General features: G+C 43.6%; 19 protein-coding genes and 1 other annotated feature. Of the genes, 1 reads left to right on the forward strand and 18 read right to left on the reverse strand.

Annotated elements, in window-relative coordinates:
- Positions 1-34 precede the first annotated feature (34 nt).
- Positions 35-910: a YicC/YloC family endoribonuclease gene (locus MKZ02_RS17245; RefSeq protein ID WP_120037132.1), complete on the reverse strand. Its 876-nt coding sequence runs from the start codon at positions 908-910 to the stop codon at positions 35-37.
- A gap of 75 nt (positions 911-985) precedes the next feature.
- On the reverse strand, positions 986-3,664 hold the full coding sequence (locus tag MKZ02_RS17250) for a cation-translocating P-type ATPase (protein ID WP_120037130.1): 2,679 nt from the start codon (positions 3,662-3,664) through the stop codon (positions 986-988).
- A gap of 120 nt (positions 3,665-3,784) precedes the next feature.
- Here MKZ02_RS17250 and MKZ02_RS17255 point away from each other — a divergent pair, with 120 nt between their 5' ends.
- Positions 3,785-5,494: an Rqc2 family fibronectin-binding protein gene (locus MKZ02_RS17255; protein WP_340854750.1), complete on the forward strand. Its 1,710-nt coding sequence runs from the start codon at positions 3,785-3,787 to the stop codon at positions 5,492-5,494.
- Positions 5,495-5,554: 60 nt separating this feature from the next.
- Here MKZ02_RS17255 and pyrE read toward each other — a convergent pair whose 3' ends face one another.
- From pyrE to MKZ02_RS17335, 16 genes are all read right to left on the reverse strand, one after another.
- A complete protein-coding gene (gene pyrE / locus MKZ02_RS17260; protein ID WP_120037128.1) occupies positions 5,555-6,178 on the reverse strand; it encodes an orotate phosphoribosyltransferase in 624 nt (207 codons plus the stop codon).
- On the reverse strand, positions 6,168-6,884 hold the full coding sequence (pyrF, locus tag MKZ02_RS17265; RefSeq protein WP_340854752.1) for an orotidine-5'-phosphate decarboxylase: 717 nt from the start codon (positions 6,882-6,884) through the stop codon (positions 6,168-6,170). Before pyrF ends, pyrE begins: the two co-directional genes overlap by 11 nt.
- Complete coding sequence (locus MKZ02_RS17270; RefSeq protein WP_340854754.1) at positions 6,856-7,797, reverse strand: dihydroorotate dehydrogenase; 942 nt, start codon at positions 7,795-7,797, stop codon at positions 6,856-6,858. The genes pyrF and MKZ02_RS17270 overlap by 29 nt, the downstream gene beginning before the upstream one ends.
- Positions 7,794-8,573, reverse strand: coding sequence for a dihydroorotate dehydrogenase electron transfer subunit (locus MKZ02_RS17275; protein WP_340854755.1), 780 nt, complete (start codon positions 8,571-8,573; stop codon positions 7,794-7,796). The genes MKZ02_RS17270 and MKZ02_RS17275 overlap by 4 nt, the downstream gene beginning before the upstream one ends.
- A complete protein-coding gene (gene carB, locus MKZ02_RS17280; protein WP_340854756.1) occupies positions 8,570-11,788 on the reverse strand; it encodes a carbamoyl-phosphate synthase large subunit in 3,219 nt (1,072 codons plus the stop codon). The genes MKZ02_RS17275 and carB overlap by 4 nt, the downstream gene beginning before the upstream one ends.
- Positions 11,781-12,872 carry a carbamoyl phosphate synthase small subunit gene (locus MKZ02_RS17285; protein WP_340856446.1) on the reverse strand — a complete coding sequence of 364 codons (1,092 nt, stop codon included), beginning with the start codon at positions 12,870-12,872 and terminating at the stop codon, positions 11,781-11,783. Before MKZ02_RS17285 ends, carB begins: the two co-directional genes overlap by 8 nt.
- A complete protein-coding gene (locus MKZ02_RS17290) occupies positions 12,869-14,155 on the reverse strand; it encodes a dihydroorotase (protein WP_340854758.1) in 1,287 nt (428 codons plus the stop codon). The genes MKZ02_RS17285 and MKZ02_RS17290 overlap by 4 nt, the downstream gene beginning before the upstream one ends.
- On the reverse strand, positions 14,118-15,047 hold the full coding sequence (locus MKZ02_RS17295; protein ID WP_120038179.1) for an aspartate carbamoyltransferase catalytic subunit: 930 nt from the start codon (positions 15,045-15,047) through the stop codon (positions 14,118-14,120). The genes MKZ02_RS17290 and MKZ02_RS17295 overlap by 38 nt, the downstream gene beginning before the upstream one ends.
- A 239-nt stretch (positions 15,048-15,286) precedes the next feature.
- Positions 15,287-15,823: a bifunctional pyr operon transcriptional regulator/uracil phosphoribosyltransferase PyrR gene (pyrR, locus tag MKZ02_RS17300; RefSeq protein WP_120037118.1), complete on the reverse strand. Its 537-nt coding sequence runs from the start codon at positions 15,821-15,823 to the stop codon at positions 15,287-15,289.
- A 188-nt stretch (positions 15,824-16,011) separates the two neighbouring features.
- Positions 16,012-16,923: an RluA family pseudouridine synthase gene (locus tag MKZ02_RS17305; RefSeq protein WP_340854760.1), complete on the reverse strand. Its 912-nt coding sequence runs from the start codon at positions 16,921-16,923 to the stop codon at positions 16,012-16,014.
- A complete protein-coding gene (gene lspA, locus MKZ02_RS17310) occupies positions 16,916-17,407 on the reverse strand; it encodes a signal peptidase II (protein ID WP_120038175.1) in 492 nt (163 codons plus the stop codon). Before lspA ends, MKZ02_RS17305 begins: the two co-directional genes overlap by 8 nt.
- A 140-nt stretch (positions 17,408-17,547) precedes the next feature.
- Positions 17,548-20,319 (reverse strand): isoleucine--tRNA ligase, encoded by a 2,772-nt coding sequence (gene ileS / locus MKZ02_RS17315; protein ID WP_340854761.1) that lies wholly within the window; start codon positions 20,317-20,319, stop codon positions 17,548-17,550.
- Positions 20,320-20,379: 60 nt separating this feature from the next.
- Positions 20,380-20,599: a binding site (T-box leader), on the reverse strand.
- 55 nt (positions 20,600-20,654) lie between these two features.
- Complete coding sequence (locus MKZ02_RS17320) at positions 20,655-21,164, reverse strand: DivIVA domain-containing protein (protein WP_120037112.1); 510 nt, start codon at positions 21,162-21,164, stop codon at positions 20,655-20,657.
- Between the two features lie 106 nt (positions 21,165-21,270).
- On the reverse strand, positions 21,271-22,047 hold the full coding sequence (locus tag MKZ02_RS17325) for a YlmH family RNA-binding protein (protein ID WP_340854764.1): 777 nt from the start codon (positions 22,045-22,047) through the stop codon (positions 21,271-21,273).
- A gap of 75 nt (positions 22,048-22,122) precedes the next feature.
- Positions 22,123-22,386 carry a YggT family protein gene (locus tag MKZ02_RS17330; RefSeq protein ID WP_340854765.1) on the reverse strand — a complete coding sequence of 88 codons (264 nt, stop codon included), beginning with the start codon at positions 22,384-22,386 and terminating at the stop codon, positions 22,123-22,125.
- A gap of 5 nt (positions 22,387-22,391) precedes the next feature.
- Positions 22,392-22,829 carry a cell division protein SepF gene (locus MKZ02_RS17335; protein WP_120037110.1) on the reverse strand — a complete coding sequence of 146 codons (438 nt, stop codon included), beginning with the start codon at positions 22,827-22,829 and terminating at the stop codon, positions 22,392-22,394.
- Positions 22,830-22,832 lie beyond the last annotated feature (3 nt).

The raw sequence follows: 22,832 nt of genomic DNA on the forward strand, positions 1-22,832 counted from the left end.
CAATATAACAGCCTTTAATAAAGCAAGCTTTGTTTTATTCGATATTTTGCACTTGTTCTCTCATTTTTTCAAGACTTGTCTTTAACTCAACAACACCTGAACTAATCATAGAATCATTCGCTTTCGAACCAATCGTATTCACTTCGCGGTTCATTTCCTGAATCATAAAATCCAATTTGCGGCCAACAGATCCTTCCTGTTCAAGGGCCTGACGAAATTGCTGGATATGACTTTCAAGACGGATGCATTCCTCATGTATATCCGATTTATCGGCAAATACCGCCACCTCTGTTGCCAGCCGGTCCGGATCGAATGCACCCGATACTATTTCCTTCATTCGGCGCTCAAGCCGCTGACTGTATGCTTCAATGACTATCGGCGCTCTCTTTTTGATCTGAAACAGTCTTTGTTCCAAATCCGCTAACAAAAGAAGAAGATCCTTCTTTAATTCCTCTCCCTCCACACGGCGCATTTCATACAGCCGTGCTGCTGCAGAAGCAACCGTTTCTAAAACAAGACTTTCCAATGCTGAGTTTTCTTCTTCGCTTTCCTCGATTGTAATAAAATCCGAGCGCTGCAGCAAATCTTTCAAATCTGGCTTTCCTGATAACCCATGCTTTTCGGTTATTTGTTCCATCAAGCTGACAAACTCCCCCATCAGCTGCCAATCGACCTGCAGTGTTCGATGAACGAGACCTCCTCCTTCAATGGTAACAAATAGCTCAACCCGGCCTCTTTGTATGTATTTTGATAGCTCTTTCTTTATTTTATCTTCAATTTTTATTAATTGTCTCGGCATTCTTATTTGAAACTCGCTAAACCGATGATTGACCGACTTCATCTCTACAATCACCGCACAATCGGCTGATTTTATTTTGCTTCTGCCAAATCCTGTCATGCTCGTTACCATCAGCCACTCACATCCTGTCGACATAATAAAAAGGCAATAGAGTTTACTCTACTACCTTTCATATTGTACCATATTCTATTTTCTTTTTCTTGCAAAAAATGATCCTGCAAGTAAAAATGTCGGGATAGCTCCAATTCCAAAGACGAGCAGCCATTCTCTTGGTGCGAGAGCAACTGTATGGAAAATTGTCTGAAGCTGAGGTATATAAATAACGGCAACCATCAGCAAGAAGGAAGAGATAACCGCTGCGATCAAATACATATTGCCAAATGGATTGCGCGCTAGTACCGATTTTTCACTTCGGCAATCAAATACGTGGATCAATTGAGCCGTTACGAGTGTAGCAAACGCCACCGTCTGAGCATAAACCAAATTGTGAGAGTGCTGCTGATAGGCAATAATAAAAGCAACAAGTGTCGCTGCACCGATTAAAAATCCACGGGAAACAATTTTCCATGCAAGCCCTCTCGCAAACACACCTTCTTTCGGGTGCCTAGGCGGTCTTTTCATCACATCTTCCTCTGCCTTATCAAGGCCAAGAGCCAGTGCTGGCAGGCCGTCTGTTACTAAGTTTACCCATAAAATTTGAATCGGAACGAGCGGCAGAGGCATACCTAAAATCATCGCAAATAGCATCACTAAAATTTCACCGACATTAGATGCCAGCAAGTACCGGATAAACTTGCGGATATTTTCATAGATGTTTCGGCCTTCTTCTACAGCGGCTTTAATAGTGGCAAAATGATCATTTGCTAAAACTAATGAGGAAGCTTCTTTGGCGACATCAGTGCCCGTTATCCCCATGGCTATCCCGATGTCAGCCGCCTTAATCGCCGGAGCATCGTTCACCCCATCTCCAGTCATGGCTACAATGTGCCCTTTCTTTTGCAAAGCTTTAACAATTTTTAGCTTATCCTCCGGAGAAACTCGTGCATACACAGCTGTATGTTCCGCTGCTTTTTCCATTTCTTCCTCCGTCATCTCACTGAGCGCCTGTCCGTCTAGAATATCTGATTGACGATCAGCAAGCCCTAAGTCGCCGGCAATGGCTGCTGCCGTTTCTTTATGATCCCCGGTAATCATAATAGTCCGGATGCCGGCCTGTCTACATTCTGTGATTGCCTGCTTAACCTCTGGTCGCGGTGGATCAATCATCCCCTGCATTCCGATAAATGTCATGCCGGACTCAGCTTGTGCGGCATCATTAATTGTGTCTGTCGCACGCAGCGGCTTATAAGCAACAGCGATAACCCGCAGAGCTCTGCCTGCAAGGGTTTGCAACATTTCTTCCGTTTTCTTTCTATATAATTTGGAGAAGACCTGTCTCTTTTCTTCCCATAAGATATAATCACTCTTTCCCATTAGAACGTCCGGCGCTCCCTTTGTAACCGTAAAACGCTGGCCCTGTGCATCCTTAATTATTACGGTCATCATTTTTCTTTTCGAATCAAAGGGAAACTCCTGCTCCACTGTAAAAGTCTTTGCAAGCTGTTCGCGACTCAATCCAGCTTTGAATGCTGCTGTTAGAAGCGCTCCTTCTGTCGGATCTCCCTGAACCACATATTCTTTCTCTTTCTTTTTTAATTCCGCGTGGTTGCATAACAGTCCAAATGTGAGCAGCTGATACAGACTCTTCTCTGCTGAGGGAGTGATTTCTGTCGTTTCTTCAAAAAATTTCCCCTTTGGTTCATAGCCTTTCCCGCTAATCATCCAATGTTTTCCGCCACCCCATGCGTCAGTAACCGTCATTTGATTTTGAGTCATGGTACCGGTTTTATCTGAACAAATGACAGTTGTACATCCAAGTGTTTCTACAGCAGCTAGCTGTCGGACAATCGCTTTTTGCCTAATCATGCGCTGAACACCAAGTGACAATGCAACGGTAACGATAGCCGGCAGCCCTTCCGGTATAGCGGCAACAGCAAGGGACACACCTGTCAATAGCATCGTATAGAGTTCATGCCCTTGAACAATACCAATCCCCACCACAAGAACAGTTAAAAACAAGGCAGCAGCGATTAGTATTTTTCCAAGCTGCTCCAATCGGCGTTGCAATGGTGTTTCTGATCGTTCGGCTGATTGTAGCATAGACGCGATATTTCCCATCGCTGTTTTCATGCCCGTCGCTGTCACTATACCAATCCCGCTTCCACGTGTAACGAGCGTACCCATGAATGCCATATTTTTCATATCAGCAAGAGCCGGATTTTCTCCTTTCAGCGGAGAGGCATGCTTTTCAACAGGAACAGATTCTCCGGTCATAGCAGATTCTTCAATTTCCAGATTAGTCGCTTCAAGCAGCCTGATATCTGCCCCAATCCGATCTCCAGCGGAAAATTTCAATACATCCCCCACAACAATATCGGCAGACTGTATTTTTTTCCATTCTCCATCACGCAAAGAGAGCGACTGCGGAGCGGACAATTCTTTTAATGCCTGCAAGGACTTCTCTGCTCTTCTTTCTTGCAGGAATCCAAGTACACCATTAATAATAATAATGGCAAAGATTGCAGCGGAGTCAATATACTCTCCCATTAAAGCGGAGATGACAGTCGCTGCAATGAGCACAAGAACCATAAAATCCTTAAACTGACGAATAAAAACCAGCCAGGCTGAAGGTAGCTTTCCCTCAGTCAGCTCATTGCTGCCATATTGGTTTTTTCGCCTTTCGGCTTCTTCTGTTGTTAACCCGCGCTGAATGCTTGTCTGAAGCTTCGTCTCTACTTCCTCTTGTCTCAGCTCGTGAAAATTCATCTCCTCACTCCTTTAATGGACAAACTTGTCCTTCTCATAGCATGATTATTCAGTCGCAGGTCAAAACATGTTATCATTTAGTTAAGTTTTAACTAAAGTTAAGGAAAAGGAAGACAGCCTATGTCATTTGACGGTTTATTTACAAGAGCGATTACAAAAGAATTATCTGAGAGTCTTCAGGGGGGACGAGTGAACAAAATTCACCAGCCCTATAAAAATGAAATTATTTTAATCATCCGGGCAAAAGGTAAAAATCATAAACTTTTACTTTCCGCCCATCCCTCCTATGCAAGGGTACAGCTAACCGTAGAAAGTTATGAGAACCCAAAAGAGCCTCCTCTTTTTTGTATGATGATGCGCAAGCATTTAGAAGGGGCTGTGTTAGAAGCTATTGAACAGGTGGAGCTCGACCGGCTCGTTATTTTTCACTTCAGAGGAAAAAACGAAATCGGCGATATTGCCTATAAACAGCTGTTTGTTGAGATTATGGGACGCCACAGCAATATTGTTCTCGTTGATCAGCAAAAAGGAACAATCATAGACAGCATCAAGCACATATCAGCGGCAGTGAACAGCTATCGGACCGTGCTGCCAGGCTATGATTACGTTTATCCTCCTGCACAAAATAAGATGAATCCCCTTACTTGTGACAGAGAAGATATTCTTCGACAGCTGGATTTTAATAGCGGCCGTCTCGACCGCCAGCTCGTTTCCGCATTTTCCGGGCTTTCTCCGCTAATCGCTAAGGAAATTGTCTACCAAAGCGGCCTGGCAAACCGAGAAACACTGCCTCATACGTTCATGGAAGAAATGAGGCCGATAAGGGAACATCACTATACCCCGACGCTTATTGAACATGACCAAAAATCTGCTTTTTATTTTAAAGATCTGCAGCATTTGCCAGGCGAGCGAAAAGTGTTTCAATCATTAAGCGAATTGCTGGATCGCTTCTACGTTGGGAAAGCAGACCGCGATCGGGTAAAACAGCAGGCGAATGATATTGAACGCTTGTTAAAAAATGAAAAAGAAAAAAATGAAACCAAGCTGCTCAAACTCGCACACACGTTAGAAGAAGCTGAACATGCTGATCGCTTTCAGTTATACGGGGAATTGTTAACCGCTCATTTATATGCAGTTGAAAAAGGAATGAAGGAAATAGAAGTCGTAAACTACTATGATGAAAGCGGCGGCAAAATTACCATTCCTTTGGATCCACAGAAAACACCATCAGAAAATGCGCAAAAGTTATTTTCAAAATACCAAAAAGCCAAAAACGCCATCTTAGCTGTAACTGATCAGATTGAGAGCACGAAAGAAGAAATTACTTATATTGATCACCTCCTGCAACAGATTGAATCTGCTTCACCGAAAGACATTGAGGAAATTCGTGAAGAATTAATAGATGAAGGCTATATGAAAGCAAAATCATCTAAGAAAAAGAAACCTGTAACTAGCAAGCCTGAACTGGAAACCTATGAAGCAAGTGACGGCACTCTTATTTTTGTTGGTAAAAACAATAAGCAAAATGATTATTTAACGAATAAATTTGCTCGACGGGATGAAATTTGGCTTCATACGAAAGATATTCCAGGATCTCATGTGGTCATTCGCAGCGAAGATCCGCCAGAAAGTACGATCTTAGAAGCTGCCAACCTTGCAGCCTATTTCAGCAAAGCAAAATCATCCAGTTCGGTCCCAGTCGATTTCACGAAAGTGCGGCATGTAAAAAAACCGAGTGGAGCCAAGCCAGGGTTCGTCATTTATGACAATCAGCAAACGGTGTATGTCACACCTAATGAAGATCTCGTAATAAAAATGAAGAAATCATAATAAAGGGCGGCTCGAAAAATTAGTATGCAACTAACTTTTCGGGCCGCCCCTTTTATCTTCTTATTTCCAGTTAGCAGGATTCTTTTGCCACTCGCGAAGTGTTTCCAGCTCGCTTTCTTTGACATACTCTTTTTCAACTGCTACTTCAATTAAGGTAGAATAGCTGCTTAGACTATGAGCGGTCACGTTCGCTGCTTCCAGCTTGTCTTTTCCTGCTTGCAGCTCATATGTAAAGATTGCTACGACGCCGAGCACTTCACATCCCGCTTCACGAAGAGCTTCCACTGCTGTAATGGCACTTCCACCTGTAGAGATTAAATCTTCAACGACGACTACTTTTGTTCCCGGTTCTGCTTTGCCTTCAATTTGGTTTCCTTTGCCGTGTCCTTTCGCTTTTGAACGGACATAGCACATGGGCAAGTCCATGAGGTCGCTGACCCAAGCAGCATGCGGAATACCTGCTGTCGCAGTGCCAGCAATCAGCTGCGCTTCCGGATAATGTTCCTCAATTAACGAAACGAGCCCTTTAGCGATCGTTTTTCTTGTTTCTGGATAAGACAATGTCAAGCGATTATCACAATAGATTGGTGATTTGATTCCGGAAGACCACGTAAATGGCTCGCTTGGTTGTAAAAAGACCGCTTGAATATCTAATAACTTTTCTGCAATTTCTTTATTTAACATTCGTCATCTCTCCCCACTGCTGCTTTACTTTTTGATAAGCTTTAAGCGGCTCAGTCGCCTTCGTAATGGAACGTCCTACCACAATCATTGAAGAACCAAGCACTCTCGCGCCTGCTGGGGCAGCAATTCTTTGCTGGTCGTTCGCTTCATCTTCCTTCAGCCGTATCCCCGGTGTCACTCGTAAGAATTCCGCTCCGCATACTTCACCGATACGCGCTGCTTCATGGACTGAACAGACGACACCATCACAGCCAGCTGCCTTCGTCAGCTTGGCATAATGAAGCACCGATTCTTCCAAAGAAACCGGTATAAGCTGTTCACTATGCATTTGTTTTTCGGAAGTGGAGGTTAACTGGGTAACTGCTAAAAGCAACGGCCTGTTCCCTGCTGCTCCTTGCTCTAATCCTTCCCTGGCAGCTGCCATCATTTTCTCTCCGCCTGCTGCATGCACATTGATCATATCGACGCCGAGGTTGGCAAGCCCCTTCATTGCTTGTTGTACGGTATTAGGGATATCGTGAAGTTTTAAATCTAAGAAAATTCGATGATTCATCTTTTTTAGCTTCTCAATAATAGCAGGGCCATTTTGCAAGTAAAGCTCCATTCCCACTTTTACATACAATGATTCTTTAGGGAAAAGCTGCAAAAAATGTTCTGTATCTTCCCATGTCGGAAAATCAAGAGCAATAATAGGTTCTTTTTCCATCTTCAGCCCAGCTCCTTCCTGTTAATTCGCTTATATGATCAATCTGATTCACACTCAAATACTCATCCAATTCCTTAATGAGCTCAGGACAAATGTATGGATTGGAAAAATTCGCTGTGCCAATCGCAACGGCATCGGCACCAGCCAGATAAAATTCAATAATATCTTCTACCGTAGAGATACCGCCCATACCAATGATCGGCAGGTTCGTCTGCTGGCTTACTTCGTAAATCATCCGGATCGCAACTGGCTTGATAGCTGGTCCTGATAAGCCGCCTGTCCGATTAGCGAGTATCGGCTTGCCTGTTTTTAAATCAATGCGCATGCCGAGCAGCGTGTTAATCATCGTTAAGCCATCGGCTCCGCCGTCTTCTACAGCTTTCGCCATTTCTACGATATTTGATACATTTGGAGACAGTTTCACATAAACTGGAACTTCAGATACTTCCTTGACTTTCTTCGTCAAATGTTTTGCTGTTTCTGGCACTGTTCCAAAAGCGATTCCACCTGTTTTTACATTTGGACAAGAGATGTTTAGCTCTAGCGCCTGAACATGGGGAGAGCTTGAAATCGTACGGGCTACTTCTACATAATCTTCTACTTGGGAACCAGCTACATTGGCAATGATCGGCACATTATGTTGCGCTAACCAAGGCAGTTCTCTTTCCATTACTTTTTCTAGCCCTGGGTTTTGCAAACCAATGGCATTTAGCATTCCTGCCGGTGTTTCCGCTACACGCGGAGTCGGATTGCCAAAGCGCGGTTCTTCAGTTGTTGCTTTAATCATGATGGCCCCCAGAACATCCAGGTCATAAAGTTGGCTAAATTCACGACCAAAACCGAAGCAGCCCGATGCAGGCATGATAGGATTTTTTAATGTTAAACCAGGCAGTTTCGTTTCTAATCTACTCATAAAGCCACCTCTCCCATTGGAAATACAGGTCCATCACTGCAGACTTTGCGGTATTCCGTGCCAGTTGGGTCATTTTGTGTATGGCACACACAGGCAAAGCAAGCGCCGATGCCGCAGCCCATCCGTTCCTCTAATGAAATAAATCCTTTTTTCGTTAATTGCAGCTCCTCGAGTGCTCTCAACATGACAACTGGACCGCAGGAGTACAAGATATCCCCTTGTAAATTAAACTCACGGATCGCATCTGTTACAAATCCTTTTGTACCGAGTGAACCATCAACAGTCGCGACATATGTTTCGCCTAGTTCAGCAAATCTATCTTCATAAAAAGCAACATCTGCTGATTGAAAACCTAGCACATGAATTGTCTTTACACCTTTTTCGTTTAACCGTTGAGATAATTCATACAGCGGTGGCACTCCGATGCCGCCTCCGACTAAAATAGCCGTTTCTCCTGCTTGTGCTTCATTCACTGGGAAACCATGGCCAAGCGGGCCAAGTACATCAACTTGATCCCCTGGCTTTTTTTCAGCAAGCAGTTTTGTCCCTTCGCCCTCTGCCCGGTAAATCATTGTAAAGCGTGAGTTCACCTGATCGATATTTGCAATACTGATAGGCCGGCGAAGCAGCGGCATCGTTTGTCCGCTTACTTTAAGATGAACGAACCGGCCAGGTTCGTTCATCTCTTGTACGAGCTCACCTTGAAGAGTGAGCTCATATATATTTTTAGCAATGTTTTGTTGCGAAACAACCGTCATCCATTCTTTTTTAATCATATAAACACCGCCTCAGACTTTTTTGAAGTCTCGGCCTTCGGCATAGATTCCGCAGAGAAAATCATTGATTCTAACACACGCAGAATGGCTTCTGCTGTATCCAAGGACGTTAGACATGGAATGCCGTTTTCTACTGTTTCGCGGCGAATACGGAATCCATCACGCGCAGGCTGTTTGCCTCTTGTTAATGTGTTAATAACAAATTGGGCTTCACCAGAGCGGATGGTGTCAAGAATGTCGGGTCCTTTTGCGCCAATTTTAGCCACTGTTTCTGCAGGCACTCCAGCTTCTTTAAGATATTGCGCCGTGCCGTGCGTAGCCAGTAGTTTGTAGCCGATATTATAGAAGCGTTTTGCTAAGTCTAGTGCTTCTTCTTTGTCTTTATCTGCTACTGTCATTAAGACGGTGCCTTTTGTAGGAATCTTAATGCCAGCTGCCACAAGCCCCTTATACAAAGCTTTTTCAACTGTTGTGTCTTTCCCCATTACTTCACCTGTTGATTTCATCTCAGGTCCAAGTGTAGTATCTACACGGCGCAATTTAGCGAATGAGAACACCGGCACTTTCACGAACACGCCTTTCTCTTCTTTTACAAGGCCTGTTTCATACCCCTGGCTTTGCAGGGAGTGTCCAAGGATCGCTTTCGTCGCAATGTTCGCCATTGGGATGTTCGTAATTTTGCTAAGGAAAGGAACCGTACGGCTTGAACGTGGATTGACTTCCAGCACGAATACTTCTCCTCTAGAAACCACATATTGGATGTTTAATAAACCGACAATATTCAAGCCTTTCGCCAATCGGATCGTATAATCCACAATCGTTTCTTTTTGTTCTTTTGTCAATTGCTGCGGCGGATATACTGCAATCGAGTCACCAGAGTGAACACCAGCCCGCTCGATATGTTCCATAATGCCTGGGATCACAACATCTGTACCATCAGAAATGGCATCTACTTCAATTTCTTTTCCAGTTAAGTAGCGGTCGATGAGTACTGGATGATCTGGATTGACTTTCACGGCATTTTTCATGTAGTGAAGCAGCTCAGCTTCTTTATACACAATCTCCATAGCCCGGCCGCCGAGTACATAAGACGGACGAACGAGAACCGGATAACCAATCTCTTCAGCAATTTTTACAGCGGCTTCTACAGAGAAAGCTGTTTTTCCAAGCGGCTGTGGAATGTCTAAGGATTGAAGTGTTTGTTCGAATTTATCACGGTTCTCTGCTCGATCCAGGTCCTCAACCGTTGTGCCTAGAACTTTCACTCCGTGTTCTATCAATTTTTCTGCTAGATTAATCGCTGTTTGGCCGCCAAATTGAACAACAACGCCCTCTGGCTGTTCTAAATCAATGATATGCATAACATCTTCAATCGTAAGCGGTTCAAAGTACAGCTTGTCAGATATACTAAAGTCTGTTGATACGGTTTCTGGGTTGTTATTGATAATGATCGCTTCATATCCAGCTTCTTTAATCGCCCAGACAGAGTGAACCGTTGCATAGTCAAACTCAACCCCCTGACCGATACGGATCGGTCCAGAACCAAGTACAACTACCTTTTTGCGGTCCGTTACGATGGACTCGTTTTCTTCTTCATACGTTCCATAATAATATGGCGTTGCAGATTCAAACTCAGCCGCACATGTATCTACCATCTTATACACTGGGATAATTTGATTTTCTTTGCGCCAGTCATATACTTCTTTTTCTCTGACGCCCCAAAGCGCAGCAATAGTAGAGTCAGCAAAGCCCATTTCTTTAGCTGTTTGTGCTGTTTCTGCATCAAATCGGTTCGCTGCTACTTCTTTCTCAAACTCGACAATATTTGAGAATTTCTTTAAGAAGAATAGATCGATTTGGCACCACTCATGAATCGCTTCAATGGTTACACCGCGGCGCAGCGCTTCACCAATATAGAAGAGTCTTTCGTCTCCTGCTTTTCTAATACGCTTTTCAATCAACGCATCGCTTGCTTCCTTCGCATCTTCAAGCTCCAAATGATACACACCGCTCTCAAGAGAACGAACAGCTTTCAGAATAGATTCCTCAAGCGTGCGGCCGATGGCCATCACTTCCCCTGTTGCTTTCATCTGCGTGCCAAGTGTACGGTTCGCAGACTCAAATTTATCAAACGGCCATCTTGGAATTTTTGAAACAATATAATCAAGGGCTGGCTCGAAGCAAGCGTATGTTTTTCCTGTTACCGGGTTTTTCATTTCATCTAACGTTAAGCCGACAGCAATTTTTGCAGCAAGCTTGGCAATTGGATAGCCTGTCGCTTTTGAAGCGAGGGCAGATGAACGGCTGACGCGCGGATTGACCTCAATGATGTAATATTGGAAGCTGTACGGATCAAGCGCAAGCTGCACATTACATCCGCCTTCAATACCAAGCGCACGAATGATTTTCAAGGAGGAATTCCGCAACATTTGATACTCACGGTCGCTTAGCGTCTGGCTTGGCGCCACAACAATGGAATCGCCTGTATGAACTCCCACCGGATCAATATTTTCCATGTTACAAACGACGATTGCATTGTCATTGGAGTCACGCATCACTTCATACTCAATTTCTTTAAAACCAGCAATGCTTTTCTCTAATAAACACTGTGTTACAGGGCTGTACTTAAGTCCGCTCGTTACCGTCTCAATCAGCTCTTCTTCGTTCGTACAGATTCCGCCGCCTGTACCGCCAAGCGTATAAGCCGGACGCACAATAACCGGATAGCCAATTTGTTCAACAAACGTATAGGCTTCTTCCAACGTATGGATAATTTCACTCTCCGGTACCGGCTCATTCAATTCATTCATGAGCTGTCGGAATAGATCACGGTCTTCTGCCTGCTCAATCGCTGACAATTCTGTTCCAAGCACTTTCACGCCGTACTCTTCTAAAACACCTGCTTTGGCAAGTTCTACAGCCATATTTAAGCCTGTTTGCCCACCGAGTGTTGGTAAGATCGCATCCGGGCGCTCTTTTTGAATAATCCGACTAACAAACTCTAATGTGATCGGTTCGATATAAACAGCATCAGCGATTTCAGTATCTGTCATGATCGTCGCTGGATTCGAGTTAACAAGGATTACACGGTAACCTTCTTCTTTTAAAGCCAAACAGGCTTGTGTTCCAGCATAATCAAACTCCGCAGCTTGGCCAATCACAATCGGACCTGATCCTATTACTAGTATACTTTCAATATCTGTACGTTTAGGCATGTTGAAGCTCCTTCCCAGCATGTTCTTTCATCATGTTGATAAAGCGGTCAAATAAGTGGTTGTCATCCTCTGGTCCTGGCGATGCTTCCGGATGATATTGAACCGTGAAGGCCGGATATGTTTTATGAGCAAGACCTTCAACTGTTCCGTCGTTTAACGCAATGTGAGTGACTTCTAATTCTGTATTGGCAATCGTCTCCTCATCTACTGCGTAGCTGTGGTTTTGAGAGGTAAGAGCTGTTTTTCCTGTAGCTAGATCTTTCACCGGATGATTGGAACCGCGATGCCCGAATTTCAATTTGAACGTATCTGCACCAGATGCAAGAGCAAACAGCTGATGGCCAAGACAGATGCCGAAGATCGGTGTTTTCCCAATCAGCTTTCTTACTGTTTCAATGGCGTGTGGTACATCTTTCGGATCTCCAGGTCCGTTGGACAGCATAATCCCATCAGGATTCAATTGCAGGATTTCCTCAGCTGTTGTATCGTGCGGAACGACGATCACATCGCAATCACGGTTGTTTAATTCGCGCAAGATGCCGTGCTTCATACCGAAATCCATAAGAACCACGCGGTAGCCACGTCCCGGATTCGGATAAGCGGATTTCGTAGACACCTGATCCACTTGATCTGTAGGCAAGACAGCTGCCCGCAGGCGATGAATCACGTCCTCTGCTTTTTCTTCCATGGAAACGATAGCGCCTTTTAATGTTCCGTACTGACGAATAATTCTTGTTAATTTCCTTGTATCTACTCCGGAGATAGCTGGGATTTGTTTCATTTTTAAATACTCATCAAGTGACATTTCGCTGCGAAAATTTGATGGAAAATCAGCTGCTTCCTTAACGATTAATGCTTTTACAGCAGGGTTGATTGTTTCAAAATCATCGCGATTAATCCCGTAGTTTCCGACTAAAGGATACGTAAAAGTAACAATTTGGCCACAGTAGGACGGATCAGATAATATTTCCTGATAGCCAGTCATTCCTGTTGTAAAGACCACTTCTCCAATGATATCTTTGTCACTGCCAAATCCCTTGCCAGCAAAGACTGTCCCATCTTCTAAAATCAGCTGTTTTTTCATGCCTGCACCTTTCCTTCCTGCCATACGAGTTTACCTTCTGAGATGGTGGCTGTTGGCCAGCCGTTGCATTTCCAACCCGCAAATGGGGTGTTTTTTCCTTTTGAGTAAAACTTTTCTGGATTAATTTCTTTTTCAGCCTGTAAATCAATTAGGGCAATATCAGCAACTGCTCCTTCTTCAAGCTTGCCATAAGGCAGTCCGAAAGCTTGTGCTGGTTTAATCGTCATCCAATCTACCAATTGTTTTAGCGTGATCAACCCTTTTTGTACCAGATGCGTGTATAGAAGTGGAAACGCCGTTTCCAATCCAACGATGCCAAATGGAGCGGTCTGCATGCCAGCTGCTTTTTCCTCAGCTGTATGCGGAGCATGATCAGTCGCAATGAAATCAATCGTTCCATCTAACAATCCTTCGATTAAGGCTTGCTGATCTTTTTTGCCACGTAACGGTGGATTCATTTTAAAGTTTGTATCCATTCCTGGAATGTCTTCATCACAAAGCAGCAAATGATGCGGTGTTACTTCGGCTGTTACGCGAATGCCTGCTCTTTTTGCATCTTTTACTGTTCTAACAGACCCCTCGGTACTAATATGACAAACATGATAGTGACATCCTGCCGCTTCAGCGATCAGTACATCCCGTGCAATATGTACAGATTCACAGATTGAAGGAATACCAGGAATATCATTTTCCGCTGCAAATTCGCCGGCATGAACCGCTCCTCCATAAATGAGCGAATTATCTTCACAATGAGCGACAACTGCTGCATCAATCGCTGCGGCCTTTTTCATAGCTTCGTACATCATCCCAGCCTGCTGTACACCGACCCCGTCATCTGTGAAAGCGAATGCTCCTGTTTCTTTTAAACTTGCAAAATCTGTCAACTCTTTTCCTGCTTCTCTAATCGTAATAGAAGCATATGGAAGCACCCGAACATGTGCTGTTTCTTCAATACGGTTATTTAAGTTAGTTAGGTTTTCAACTGTATCTGGCACAGGACGCGTATTCGGCATAGCTGCAATCGTAGTAAAGCCGCCTGCTGCCGCTGCCATAGTGCCTGTTTTAATTGTTTCTTTGTGTTCACCGCCCGGCTCGCGCAAATGAACATGCAGATCAATTAGGCCCGGTATAATAAGCTGTCCCTCTGCGTCCAGGATATTTTCTCCGTTCGCCGTCAAGTTCTCTCCTATCTCCGCGATCTTCGTTTCTTCTATCCGTATATCCTGTTTTTTCAGTTCCCCGTTCTCAGCAAGAATATTGCCATTTTTGATTAGCCAGTTCATTTGATAATCTCCCTTCCAGCACTTGTTTTAAAACAGCCATTCTGATGAATACACCGTTCTCCATTTGTTTGAAAATACGTGATCTGTCGCATTCTACGAGGCTATCTGCAATCTCGACATCTCGATTGACGGGAGCCGGATGCATGATGATACTTCCTGCCTTCATGCGTTTTTCTCTTTCTAGAGTTAAACCATACAAGTTATGGTATTCTTCTTTTGTCATAGCTGCTTTACCGCCATGGCGTTCATGTTGAATTCTGAGAAGCATTAAAACGTCGACTTCCTCGACAAGGCGGTCCAAGTCCATGTAGTCGCCAGCCGTTAAATAATCCTCAGCGAACCACTCAGGTGGGCCAGAGAAACGCACATCCGCACCAAGCTTACGGAGAGCTTCCGCATTTGAACGAGCTACTCGGCTGTGGCGAATATCGCCGACGATTCCTACTTTTACCCCCTCAAATCGTCCAAACTCCTGCTGAATGGTGAATAAATCAAGCAGGCACTGTGTAGGATGCTGTCCGCAGCCGTCCCCTGCGTTAATCACAGGAATATTCACTTTATTGACAAGCTGCTCGTAATATCGATCTTCTTCATGGCGGATGACGACCGCATTGACGCCGATCGACTCAAGCGTGCGTACAGTGTCATATAGTGTTTCTCCTTTTAAAACACTGGAACTACCTGCTTCAAATGGGATGACATCAAGGCCTAATTTTCTCTCAGCTACTTCAAAACTCGTCTTCGTACGCGTGCTTGCCTCGAAAAACAAGTTAGCTACAAATGTTTGTTGACCAGCATGCCAGATCTCACCTTGAGAAAATTTTTCTGCTTGCATTAATATTAACAGAATTTCATCTTTATTCATATCCTTAATTGAAACTAAATTTTGCATCATTGTTTTTCCGCCTCCATTTTTCATAAAAAAAACACCCATTTTCAAGGGTGTTTAGCATTTAGACAATGTTTTGGCGGCAACGCCATGCACACGATTGTCCTACACCCTTAAATGCCTCTCTGGACATTTTTAAAAGGTTCCTATGAAGTTATGCATGTTTATTGTATATTTTATACACTTCAACGCTAGCTTCCTCTTTGACTGTCTCTCTGGACAGCGATTAAAGAGCATTGATTTTATTCATGAATAGTTACTTGGTCTGTTCCGTCGACTTCTTCAAGTTCAACGACAATTCGTTCACTGCTAGCTGAAGGAATATTTTTACCGATATAATCTGCCCGGATCGGCAGCTCGCGATGGCCACGGTCAACTAGTACAGCCATTTGGATATGGGACGGACGTCCAACATCCATAAGGGCATCCATGGCAGCCCGAACTGTTCTGCCCGTGTAAAGCACATCATCAACCAGAATAACCACCTTATCTGTTACACTTACAGGGATATCAGAGCCTTTTACTTCAGGATCATTATTATCTGTCTTGATGGACAGATCATCTCTGTACAAACTGATATCAAGATCACCTACTGGTATGTCTTGGCCCTCTATTTGTTTAATGCGTTCTGCCAGCCTTTGAGCTAAATAAATCCCTCTTGTCTTGATCCCGATTAACACACAATTGGCAATGCCTTTATTTTTCTCCAATATTTCATGGGCAATTCGTGTCAGTGCCCGTCGTATGGCCTGTTCATCCATAACTGTCGCTTTTTCCATTCCATCACCTCATGACGTTGATCATAAAAAAATCCTCCCGCCGCGTAGACGAGAGGATAGATGCGTGTAAATATGCGAGGAAGACATAGCTTCTCCCTGCATATGATCCGTCACCTTCCCAGCCTCACGGGACTGTTTTTAAAGGTCTTATTCAACTGTTCTAAGCTTACTGCTTCTTTTAGTGATTGTCAATTGTTTTGGGACAATAATTTCAAAAGCCGCTGAAATTCTTCGGGAAGCGGTGCCTCAAACTCCATATATTCACCCGTGCGCGGATGAACAAAACCGAGCACACCTGCGTGCAGTGCCTGGCCATCGATATTAAGCGTCTTCTTCGGTCCATATTTAGGATCACCAGCAAGCGGGTAGCCAATATATTTCATATGCACCCTGATTTGATGAGTACGGCCTGTCTCAAGCACACATTCAACGAACGTAAAGTCTTTGAACCGCTCCAGCACATGGAAATGCGTAACAGCATGCTTGCCACCGTTAACGACGGCCATGCTTTGCCTGTCCTTTGTGTCACGGCCAATTGGCGCATCAATTGTCCCATGGTCATGAGGTATAACTCCATGAACAATGGCTTGATATTTTCGAGTGACCGACTTATCTACAAGCTGCTGAACAAGCTTTTCGTGTGCCATATCATTTTTGGCGACCATCAATAAACCGGATGTATCTTTATCAATCCGATGAACAATTCCCGGACGCATAACACCATTAATTCCCGACAGATCCTTACAATGAGCCATCAACCCGTTAACAAGCGTACCCGACAAATGCCCAGGAGCCGGGTGGACGACCATTCCACGCGGTTTATTGACAACTAATACATCCTCATCTTCATAGTAAACGTCCAGATTTAAATCCTCAGCTTCAATATCGAGCGGCTCAGGGTCAGGGATTTCAATGAGCAATTCATCTCCCGTCAAACATTTGTAATTTGATTTGACAGGTTTGCCGTTTACTTTTATTAATCCTGCTTTAATCCAGTCCTGCACCTGGGTACGTGACCACTCTTCATTAATGCCCGCGGCTACTTTGTCTATCCTTACATTCTCTTCCTCTTCACGGACAATATATTCTATGCTATCCATTCAACTTCCTCTTTTCTTTCTTGTCCTCAATAAATACGGCGATGAGCAGCAAAATCACACCGATTGTCAGCGCTGCGTCAGCAATATTAAATATTGGGAAATCATAGTTGAAAATATACGTGTTCACAAAATCAACAACTTCTTTACGGAATACACGATCAATAAAATTTCCAATCGCTCCTCCAAGCAAAAAAGCCAGAGCACTCTTCATGAGCGGTTTGTTTTTTGCCTCTGTCTGCATATAATAAACAATTCCTGCCACCACAGCAACCGTAATGACATAGAACAGCCAAAACTGCCCTTCCAACATCCCCCAGGCAGCTCCCCGGTTACGATGGGAAGTAATATAAAAGAAATTTTTAATAATTTCTACGCTTTCACCGATTTCCATACCCTTTACAACCAACCACTTTGTCCACTGATCAAGCAAAATTACTAGCAATGCTAATAAATAGTACAAGGAAACTCCTCCATTCTTGCCCATCTTTTTCGATCCATTAAAAAAGCTGCCCTGCAAGCAACAGGCGTTTCCGATAATTACCCGTAAGGCATAATTTATCAGAACCGACACTTGCAGGACAACCTCCCATTTAAGCCGATATTACCGACTTTCCTTTATCCATCTTACTTTACTTCTGAATAATGCTCTGAAACAACTTCCGCACACCGTGGACAGAGTGTCGGATGCTTCGAATCCTCTCCTACTTCAGTAGAAACGATCCAGCAGCGCTCACACGTTTCTCCTTCTGCTTTTTCAACCACAACCGCTACATGATCAAAATGAAGGGCATTTTCAGGGGCTTCGGCTTTTGTTCCTTCCCGTTCAAAACCAGAAACGATTAACAGTTGTTTCACATCTTCCTGGATAGAGTCAAGCAGGGCACCTGCTTCATTATCCGTATAAACGGTGACTTTCGCCGTTAATGATTTTCCAATCACTTTTTCATTTCGTGCTGCTTCAAGTGCTTTTAAAATATCATCGCGCAGATTCATAAACTTAGTCCATTTATCTGTTAGTTCTGCTGCGCCGGTTAATTCTTTCCACTCAGGCATATCTGTCAGCTGGACGCTTTCTTCCGATACTCCTGGTACATGTGCCCAAACTTCATCAGCCGTATGCGATAGAATTGGCGATAAAAGCTTCGTTAAGGCAAGCAATGTTTCATAAAGAACCGTTTGAATCGCACGACGATCTTTATGGCTTTCCGGTTCAATATATAAAATATCTTTAGCAAAATCAAGATAGAACGCACTCAAGTCGACTGTGCAGAAATTATTAACCGCATGATAAATGGCCGCAAACTCATAGTTTTCATAATGATGATGAATTTCTTTAATTAGACCATTCAGTTTTACGAGCATGAATTGATCCACTTCTCGTAGATTTTCGTACGTGACTGTGTCACGAGCTGGTTCAAAATCAGCCAAGTTACCAAGCAAGAAACGGAATGTATTACGGATCTTCCGGTAAACTTCTGCTACTTGCTTCAAAATCGCATCGGATACACGAACGTCTGCCTGAAAATCCACTGATGCTACCCACAAGCGTAAAATATCAGCTCCGAGCTGCTTCATTACTTTGGAAGGGACAACAACATTTCCTAGTGACTTACTCATTTTGCGGCCTTCACCATCAAGCGCAAAACCATGGCTGAGCACCCCTTTGTAAGGAGCCTTGCCAGTAACAGCTACCGCTGTTGTTAATGATGAGTTAAACCAGCCGCGATATTGGTCTGATCCTTCAAGATAGAGATCAGCCGGACGCTGCAAATCTTCGCGCTCTTCAAGTACAGCCTGATGAGAAGAGCCTGAATCAAACCACACATCCATAATATCCGTTTCTTTTGTGAACTGGCCGTTCGGGCTGCCTGGATGCGTAAAGCCTTCTGGAAGCAAGTCCTTTGCTTCTCTTTCAAACCAAACATTTGAACCATGCTCGCGGAACAATTCAGATACATGAGCAATTGTTTCGTCTGTGATAATTGGCTCGTTATTTTCAGCATAGAAAACCGGGATCGGCACTCCCCATGCACGCTGACGAGAAATACACCAGTCTCCGCGGTCACGCACCATATTGAATAGGCGTGTTTCTCCCCATGCAGGTACCCACTTTGTTTCTTTTACTGCTTTAAGAAGTTCGTCGCGGAATTTGTCAATCGATGCAAACCACTGTGCTGTGGCTCGGAAAATAACCGGTTTTTTCGTCCGCCAATCATGTGGATAAGAATGCGTAAAGAACTCTAGTTTTAAAAGAGCACCGGCCTCTTCTAGTTTTTCGGTAATCGGTTTGTTTGCCTCGTCGTAGAATAGACCAGCAAAGCCTGTTGCTTCTTCTGTCATAACCCCACGATCATTAACCGGGCAAAGAACGTCCAGCCCATATTTTTTACCGATGATAAAGTCATCTTCCCCATGGCCTGGTGCTGTATGTACACAGCCTGTTCCCGCATCTGTCGTTACGTGTTCTCCAAGCATCACGAGAGAATCCCTTCCGTATAGTGGATGCTTCGCTACGATATATTCTAGCTCTGCTCCTTTTACTGTTTTCGCTACTTGATAGGATTCCCAACCTACTTTAGAAGCTACTTCTTCCACTAAATCTTCCACTACGACGTATCGTTCTCCGTCCGCTTCGATCACTGCATACGTTAACTCAGGATGAACGGAAATTCCGAGGTTGGCAGGAATCGTCCACGGTGTTGTCGTCCAAATAACAATTTTTGTACCTTCCTCCAACACGCCTTTTCCGTCTTTCACATCGAAAGCAACATAAATAGATGGAGAACGCTTATCTTTATATTCAATTTCAGCTTCAGCAAGAGCAGACTCACTGGATGGAGACCAATATACAGGTCGCAATCCTTTATAAATATATCCTTTCTTCGCCATCTCACCGAATACTTTAATTTGCTGTGCTTCATATTCTGGCTTTAACGTAATATAAGGGTTGTCCCAGTCTCCGCGTACGCCTAAATGCTTAAATTGTTCTTTCTGGTTAGCTATTTGTTCATAGGCATACTCTTCACATAGCTTACGGAATTCCGCGATTGTCATTTCTTTCCGTTTTACCCCTTTGTTTGTCAGCGCCTGCTCAATCGGCAGTCCATGCGTATCCCAACCAGGCACATATGGTGCCTGAAAGCCGCTCATTGATTTATAACGGACAATAAAGTCCTTCAAAATCTTATTAAGCGCATGTCCCATATGAATATCACCATTCGCATATGGAGGGCCATCATGCAGGATAAACATCGGCCGCCCTTTCGTCCGCTCTTGAACCTTTTTATAAATATCCATTTCTTCCCATTTTTTCTGCATATCCGGTTCACGCTTTGGCAAATTGCCGCGCATTGGGAATTCTGTCTTTGGCATTAATAACGTATCTTTATACTCCATTCATAGCTCCTCCTTTTTTTACAGCTGTGGCTTTAAACAAAAAAACCTTCTCATCCCTAAAAAAGGGACGAGAAGGTTTCCCGCGGTGCCACCCTGCTTAACACAAAAATGTGTTCACTCAAGCATTCGTATCGTGAATGACTCGCTCTTCCCTACTTGATCCGTCGTTCGAAAAGAGCGCTCCAGGGTGATTTTCCATTTTTCGCTTATATCAGGCTCACACCGTTCCCCGACTCGCTTAAAAAATTGAAAAATGTACTCTCCCTATCATCGCATGTATGTTATTCGCTTTTCTAATGTTTCAATTATAAAAATTGTCTAGCGGTTCGTCAAGCTTACAATTTTTCTTCACTTAGTTTCTCAAGTTCATCATTATCTACTTCAAACTCCATTAGTGCATCCCAATCATCATTATTAAGCAAATCAAGCTGCGCTTCCATTAACATCTTGAAGCGTGTGCGAAACACCTTCGATTGTTTTTTCAGCTCTTCGATTTCGATAGCAATCTTTCTCGCTTTTGCCAGCGACTCATTTACAATGCGGTCTGCATTCTTTTCCGCTTCCCGAATAAGAAGCTTGGCTTCTTTGTGAGCATTTCTTTTAACTTCCTCTGCTGTTTCCTGGGCAATAACAATAGATTTATTTAGTGTTTCCTCGATATTCGAAAAATATCCAAGTCTTTCGCTTTGGCTATTAAGCTGCTCTTCTAGCTCTTTTTTTTCTCGGATAATTAATTCGTAATCTTTAATAATTTGATTCAAAAAATTATTTACTTCATCTTCATCATATCCGCGAAACCCTCTGCTGAACTCCTTATTATGTATATCTAACGGCGTTAAAGGCATAAGCCCACCTCCATTGCAAATCTCTCATTCACATTTTTTTGTCCACTGCTTAATATTATAAAGGTTTTTCAACAGTTTGTGGTAAAATTCCTCTAATTTTGAGAATTTATTTTACCATTCCGAGTATAATTCGCCACTTTTCTTTCTTTGTTTTTCCTTCAATGGCTAACAGCTTGGCTCGCCCTGCTCCTCTGACAGAAAATACATCTCCTTCTGTACATTCAAAAGCCGGATTCTCTTGCTGCTTCCAATTTACTTTTACAAGTCCTCCTCTGATAGCAAGTTGTATTTTGTGTCTTGACTGCTTTGTAAAAGCGGATAAAATTGCATCGAGACGCAACGAACTAACAGTCGTGCTCATTTCCTTCCAGCTCTCCTCTTGCACCACAGCTTCCTCATAGCTTCTTCTATCCAGTGCAATAGCTGTTTTTCCAACCTGGCTAAAATTCAGCTCAATATAATGGCTGACTTCTTCTGCAGCTAAAAATTGAATCCTTCTTCCATCAGTTAGGATATCGCCAAACTTCCCACGGCGCAACCCAAGTCCCATTAAACTGCCAAGCACTTGAGGATGGGTAATAGAGACAAATTTATCAGGATATTTAATTTCATATAGAACAACATCAAAGTCCTTCTCTTGGGGGGTAAAATAGCCGGGACAAATATAAGCTCTTTTCCTCTCCGATTGATCCGTTCCTCCGAAGAAGAAAGCAGCCGTGTCATCATGCCCTCCAACAATCGACTGAACGATTTCCTGTTCTCTCGGATCAAGGAAGTCTGTCAGCTTTGGCGCGTACATTTCAGCCGCTTCTCTCTTCCATTCAAGCACCTGGTCAATAAATTCTCTTTCCTCCGGGCGGAAATGCTGATAAATGGATGACATAGTCTGCTCTCCTTCCATAATAAATAAAAAGCAAAAAAGGAAGCCATCGCTTCCCCTTGCAATCCAATCAAGTTATCAAATTACCCAAATGGCAAGCTGATGCAATCCTCTCACTGCCAGGTTTAACACTAAGAAAGCAACAAGTGGCGAAATATCAATCATGCCAAGCGGGGGAACAATCTTCCGAAAAGGTTCTAAATACGGCTCGCAAATTCTGGCAAGGAAGCGTCCAATGGATGTTTCGCGGGCATTCGGAAACCAAGACATTAAAATATAGATAATAAGAGCCCATGAATAGAGCTCAATCAGTCTAACGAGCAAATCGACTACGATTAACATATTGCTTATGACCACCCCGTATTATTAGTATCGTCTTCTGTTATAAACTGTGTAATGTTGCCATCCACCTCCACATTATCCGGCGTACAAAGGAAGATTTTCTGGCCAAGCTGTTGAATGTCTCCACCGACTGCATAAACCGTTCCGCTTAAAAAGTCAATGATCCGCTTTGCCTGATCATGCTGGATGCGCTGCAAATTAACGATGACAGCCCGTCTGCTTTTCAAATGATCGGCAATTTCTTGTGCTTCCGCAAATACCCGCGGCTCACTGAGAATCACTTTGGAGGACTTTTGCACACTTTGCAGGCTTACTACATTTTTCTTTGCGGATTTTGGGCTCTTTGCTGTTCTTTCCTCTTCATCAGACTCAGTTTCTTCCACTAGCTGATAGTCATCCTCATCTAACAGAAAGAAAGCTTTAAACTTCGATTTGATTCCCATTAC

This window comes from Pseudobacillus sp. FSL P4-0506 (assembly GCF_038003025.1).
Lineage (GTDB): Bacteria > Bacillota > Bacilli > Bacillales > Domibacillaceae > Pseudobacillus.

Excerpts from the sequence above, each read along its gene's own strand:
- MKZ02_RS17245 (WP_120037132.1), bottom strand. The coding sequence starts at position 910 with ATGGTAACGAGCATGACAGGATTTGGCAGAAGCAAAATAAAATCAGCC.
- MKZ02_RS17250 (WP_120037130.1), bottom strand. The coding sequence starts at position 3,664 with ATGAATTTTCACGAGCTGAGACAAGAGGAAGTAGAGACGAAGCTTCAG.
- MKZ02_RS17255 (WP_340854750.1), top strand. The coding sequence starts at position 3,785 with ATGTCATTTGACGGTTTATTTACAAGAGCGATTACAAAAGAATTATCT.
- pyrE (WP_120037128.1), bottom strand. The coding sequence starts at position 6,178 with ATGTTAAATAAAGAAATTGCAGAAAAGTTATTAGATATTCAAGCGGTC.
- pyrF (WP_340854752.1), bottom strand. The coding sequence starts at position 6,884 with ATGGAAAAAGAACCTATTATTGCTCTTGATTTTCCGACATGGGAAGAT.
- MKZ02_RS17270 (WP_340854754.1), bottom strand. The coding sequence starts at position 7,797 with ATGAGTAGATTAGAAACGAAACTGCCTGGTTTAACATTAAAAAATCCT.
- MKZ02_RS17275 (WP_340854755.1), bottom strand. The coding sequence starts at position 8,573 with ATGATTAAAAAAGAATGGATGACGGTTGTTTCGCAACAAAACATTGCT.
- carB (WP_340854756.1), bottom strand. The coding sequence starts at position 11,788 with ATGCCTAAACGTACAGATATTGAAAGTATACTAGTAATAGGATCAGGT.
- MKZ02_RS17285 (WP_340856446.1), bottom strand. The coding sequence starts at position 12,872 with ATGAAAAAACAGCTGATTTTAGAAGATGGGACAGTCTTTGCTGGCAAG.
- MKZ02_RS17290 (WP_340854758.1), bottom strand. The coding sequence starts at position 14,155 with ATGAACTGGCTAATCAAAAATGGCAATATTCTTGCTGAGAACGGGGAA.
- MKZ02_RS17295 (WP_120038179.1), bottom strand. The coding sequence starts at position 15,047 with ATGCAAAATTTAGTTTCAATTAAGGATATGAATAAAGATGAAATTCTG.
- pyrR (WP_120037118.1), bottom strand. The coding sequence starts at position 15,823 with ATGGAAAAAGCGACAGTTATGGATGAACAGGCCATACGACGGGCACTG.
- MKZ02_RS17305 (WP_340854760.1), bottom strand. The coding sequence starts at position 16,923 with ATGGATAGCATAGAATATATTGTCCGTGAAGAGGAAGAGAATGTAAGG.
- lspA (WP_120038175.1), bottom strand. The coding sequence starts at position 17,407 with ATGGGCAAGAATGGAGGAGTTTCCTTGTACTATTTATTAGCATTGCTA.
- ileS (WP_340854761.1), bottom strand. The coding sequence starts at position 20,319 with ATGGAGTATAAAGATACGTTATTAATGCCAAAGACAGAATTCCCAATG.
- MKZ02_RS17320 (WP_120037112.1), bottom strand. The coding sequence starts at position 21,164 with ATGCCTTTAACGCCGTTAGATATACATAATAAGGAGTTCAGCAGAGGG.
- MKZ02_RS17325 (WP_340854764.1), bottom strand. The coding sequence starts at position 22,047 with ATGTCATCCATTTATCAGCATTTCCGCCCGGAGGAAAGAGAATTTATT.
- MKZ02_RS17330 (WP_340854765.1), bottom strand. The coding sequence starts at position 22,386 with ATGTTAATCGTAGTCGATTTGCTCGTTAGACTGATTGAGCTCTATTCA.
- MKZ02_RS17335 (WP_120037110.1), bottom strand. The coding sequence starts at position 22,829 with ATGGGAATCAAATCGAAGTTTAAAGCTTTCTTTCTGTTAGATGAGGAT.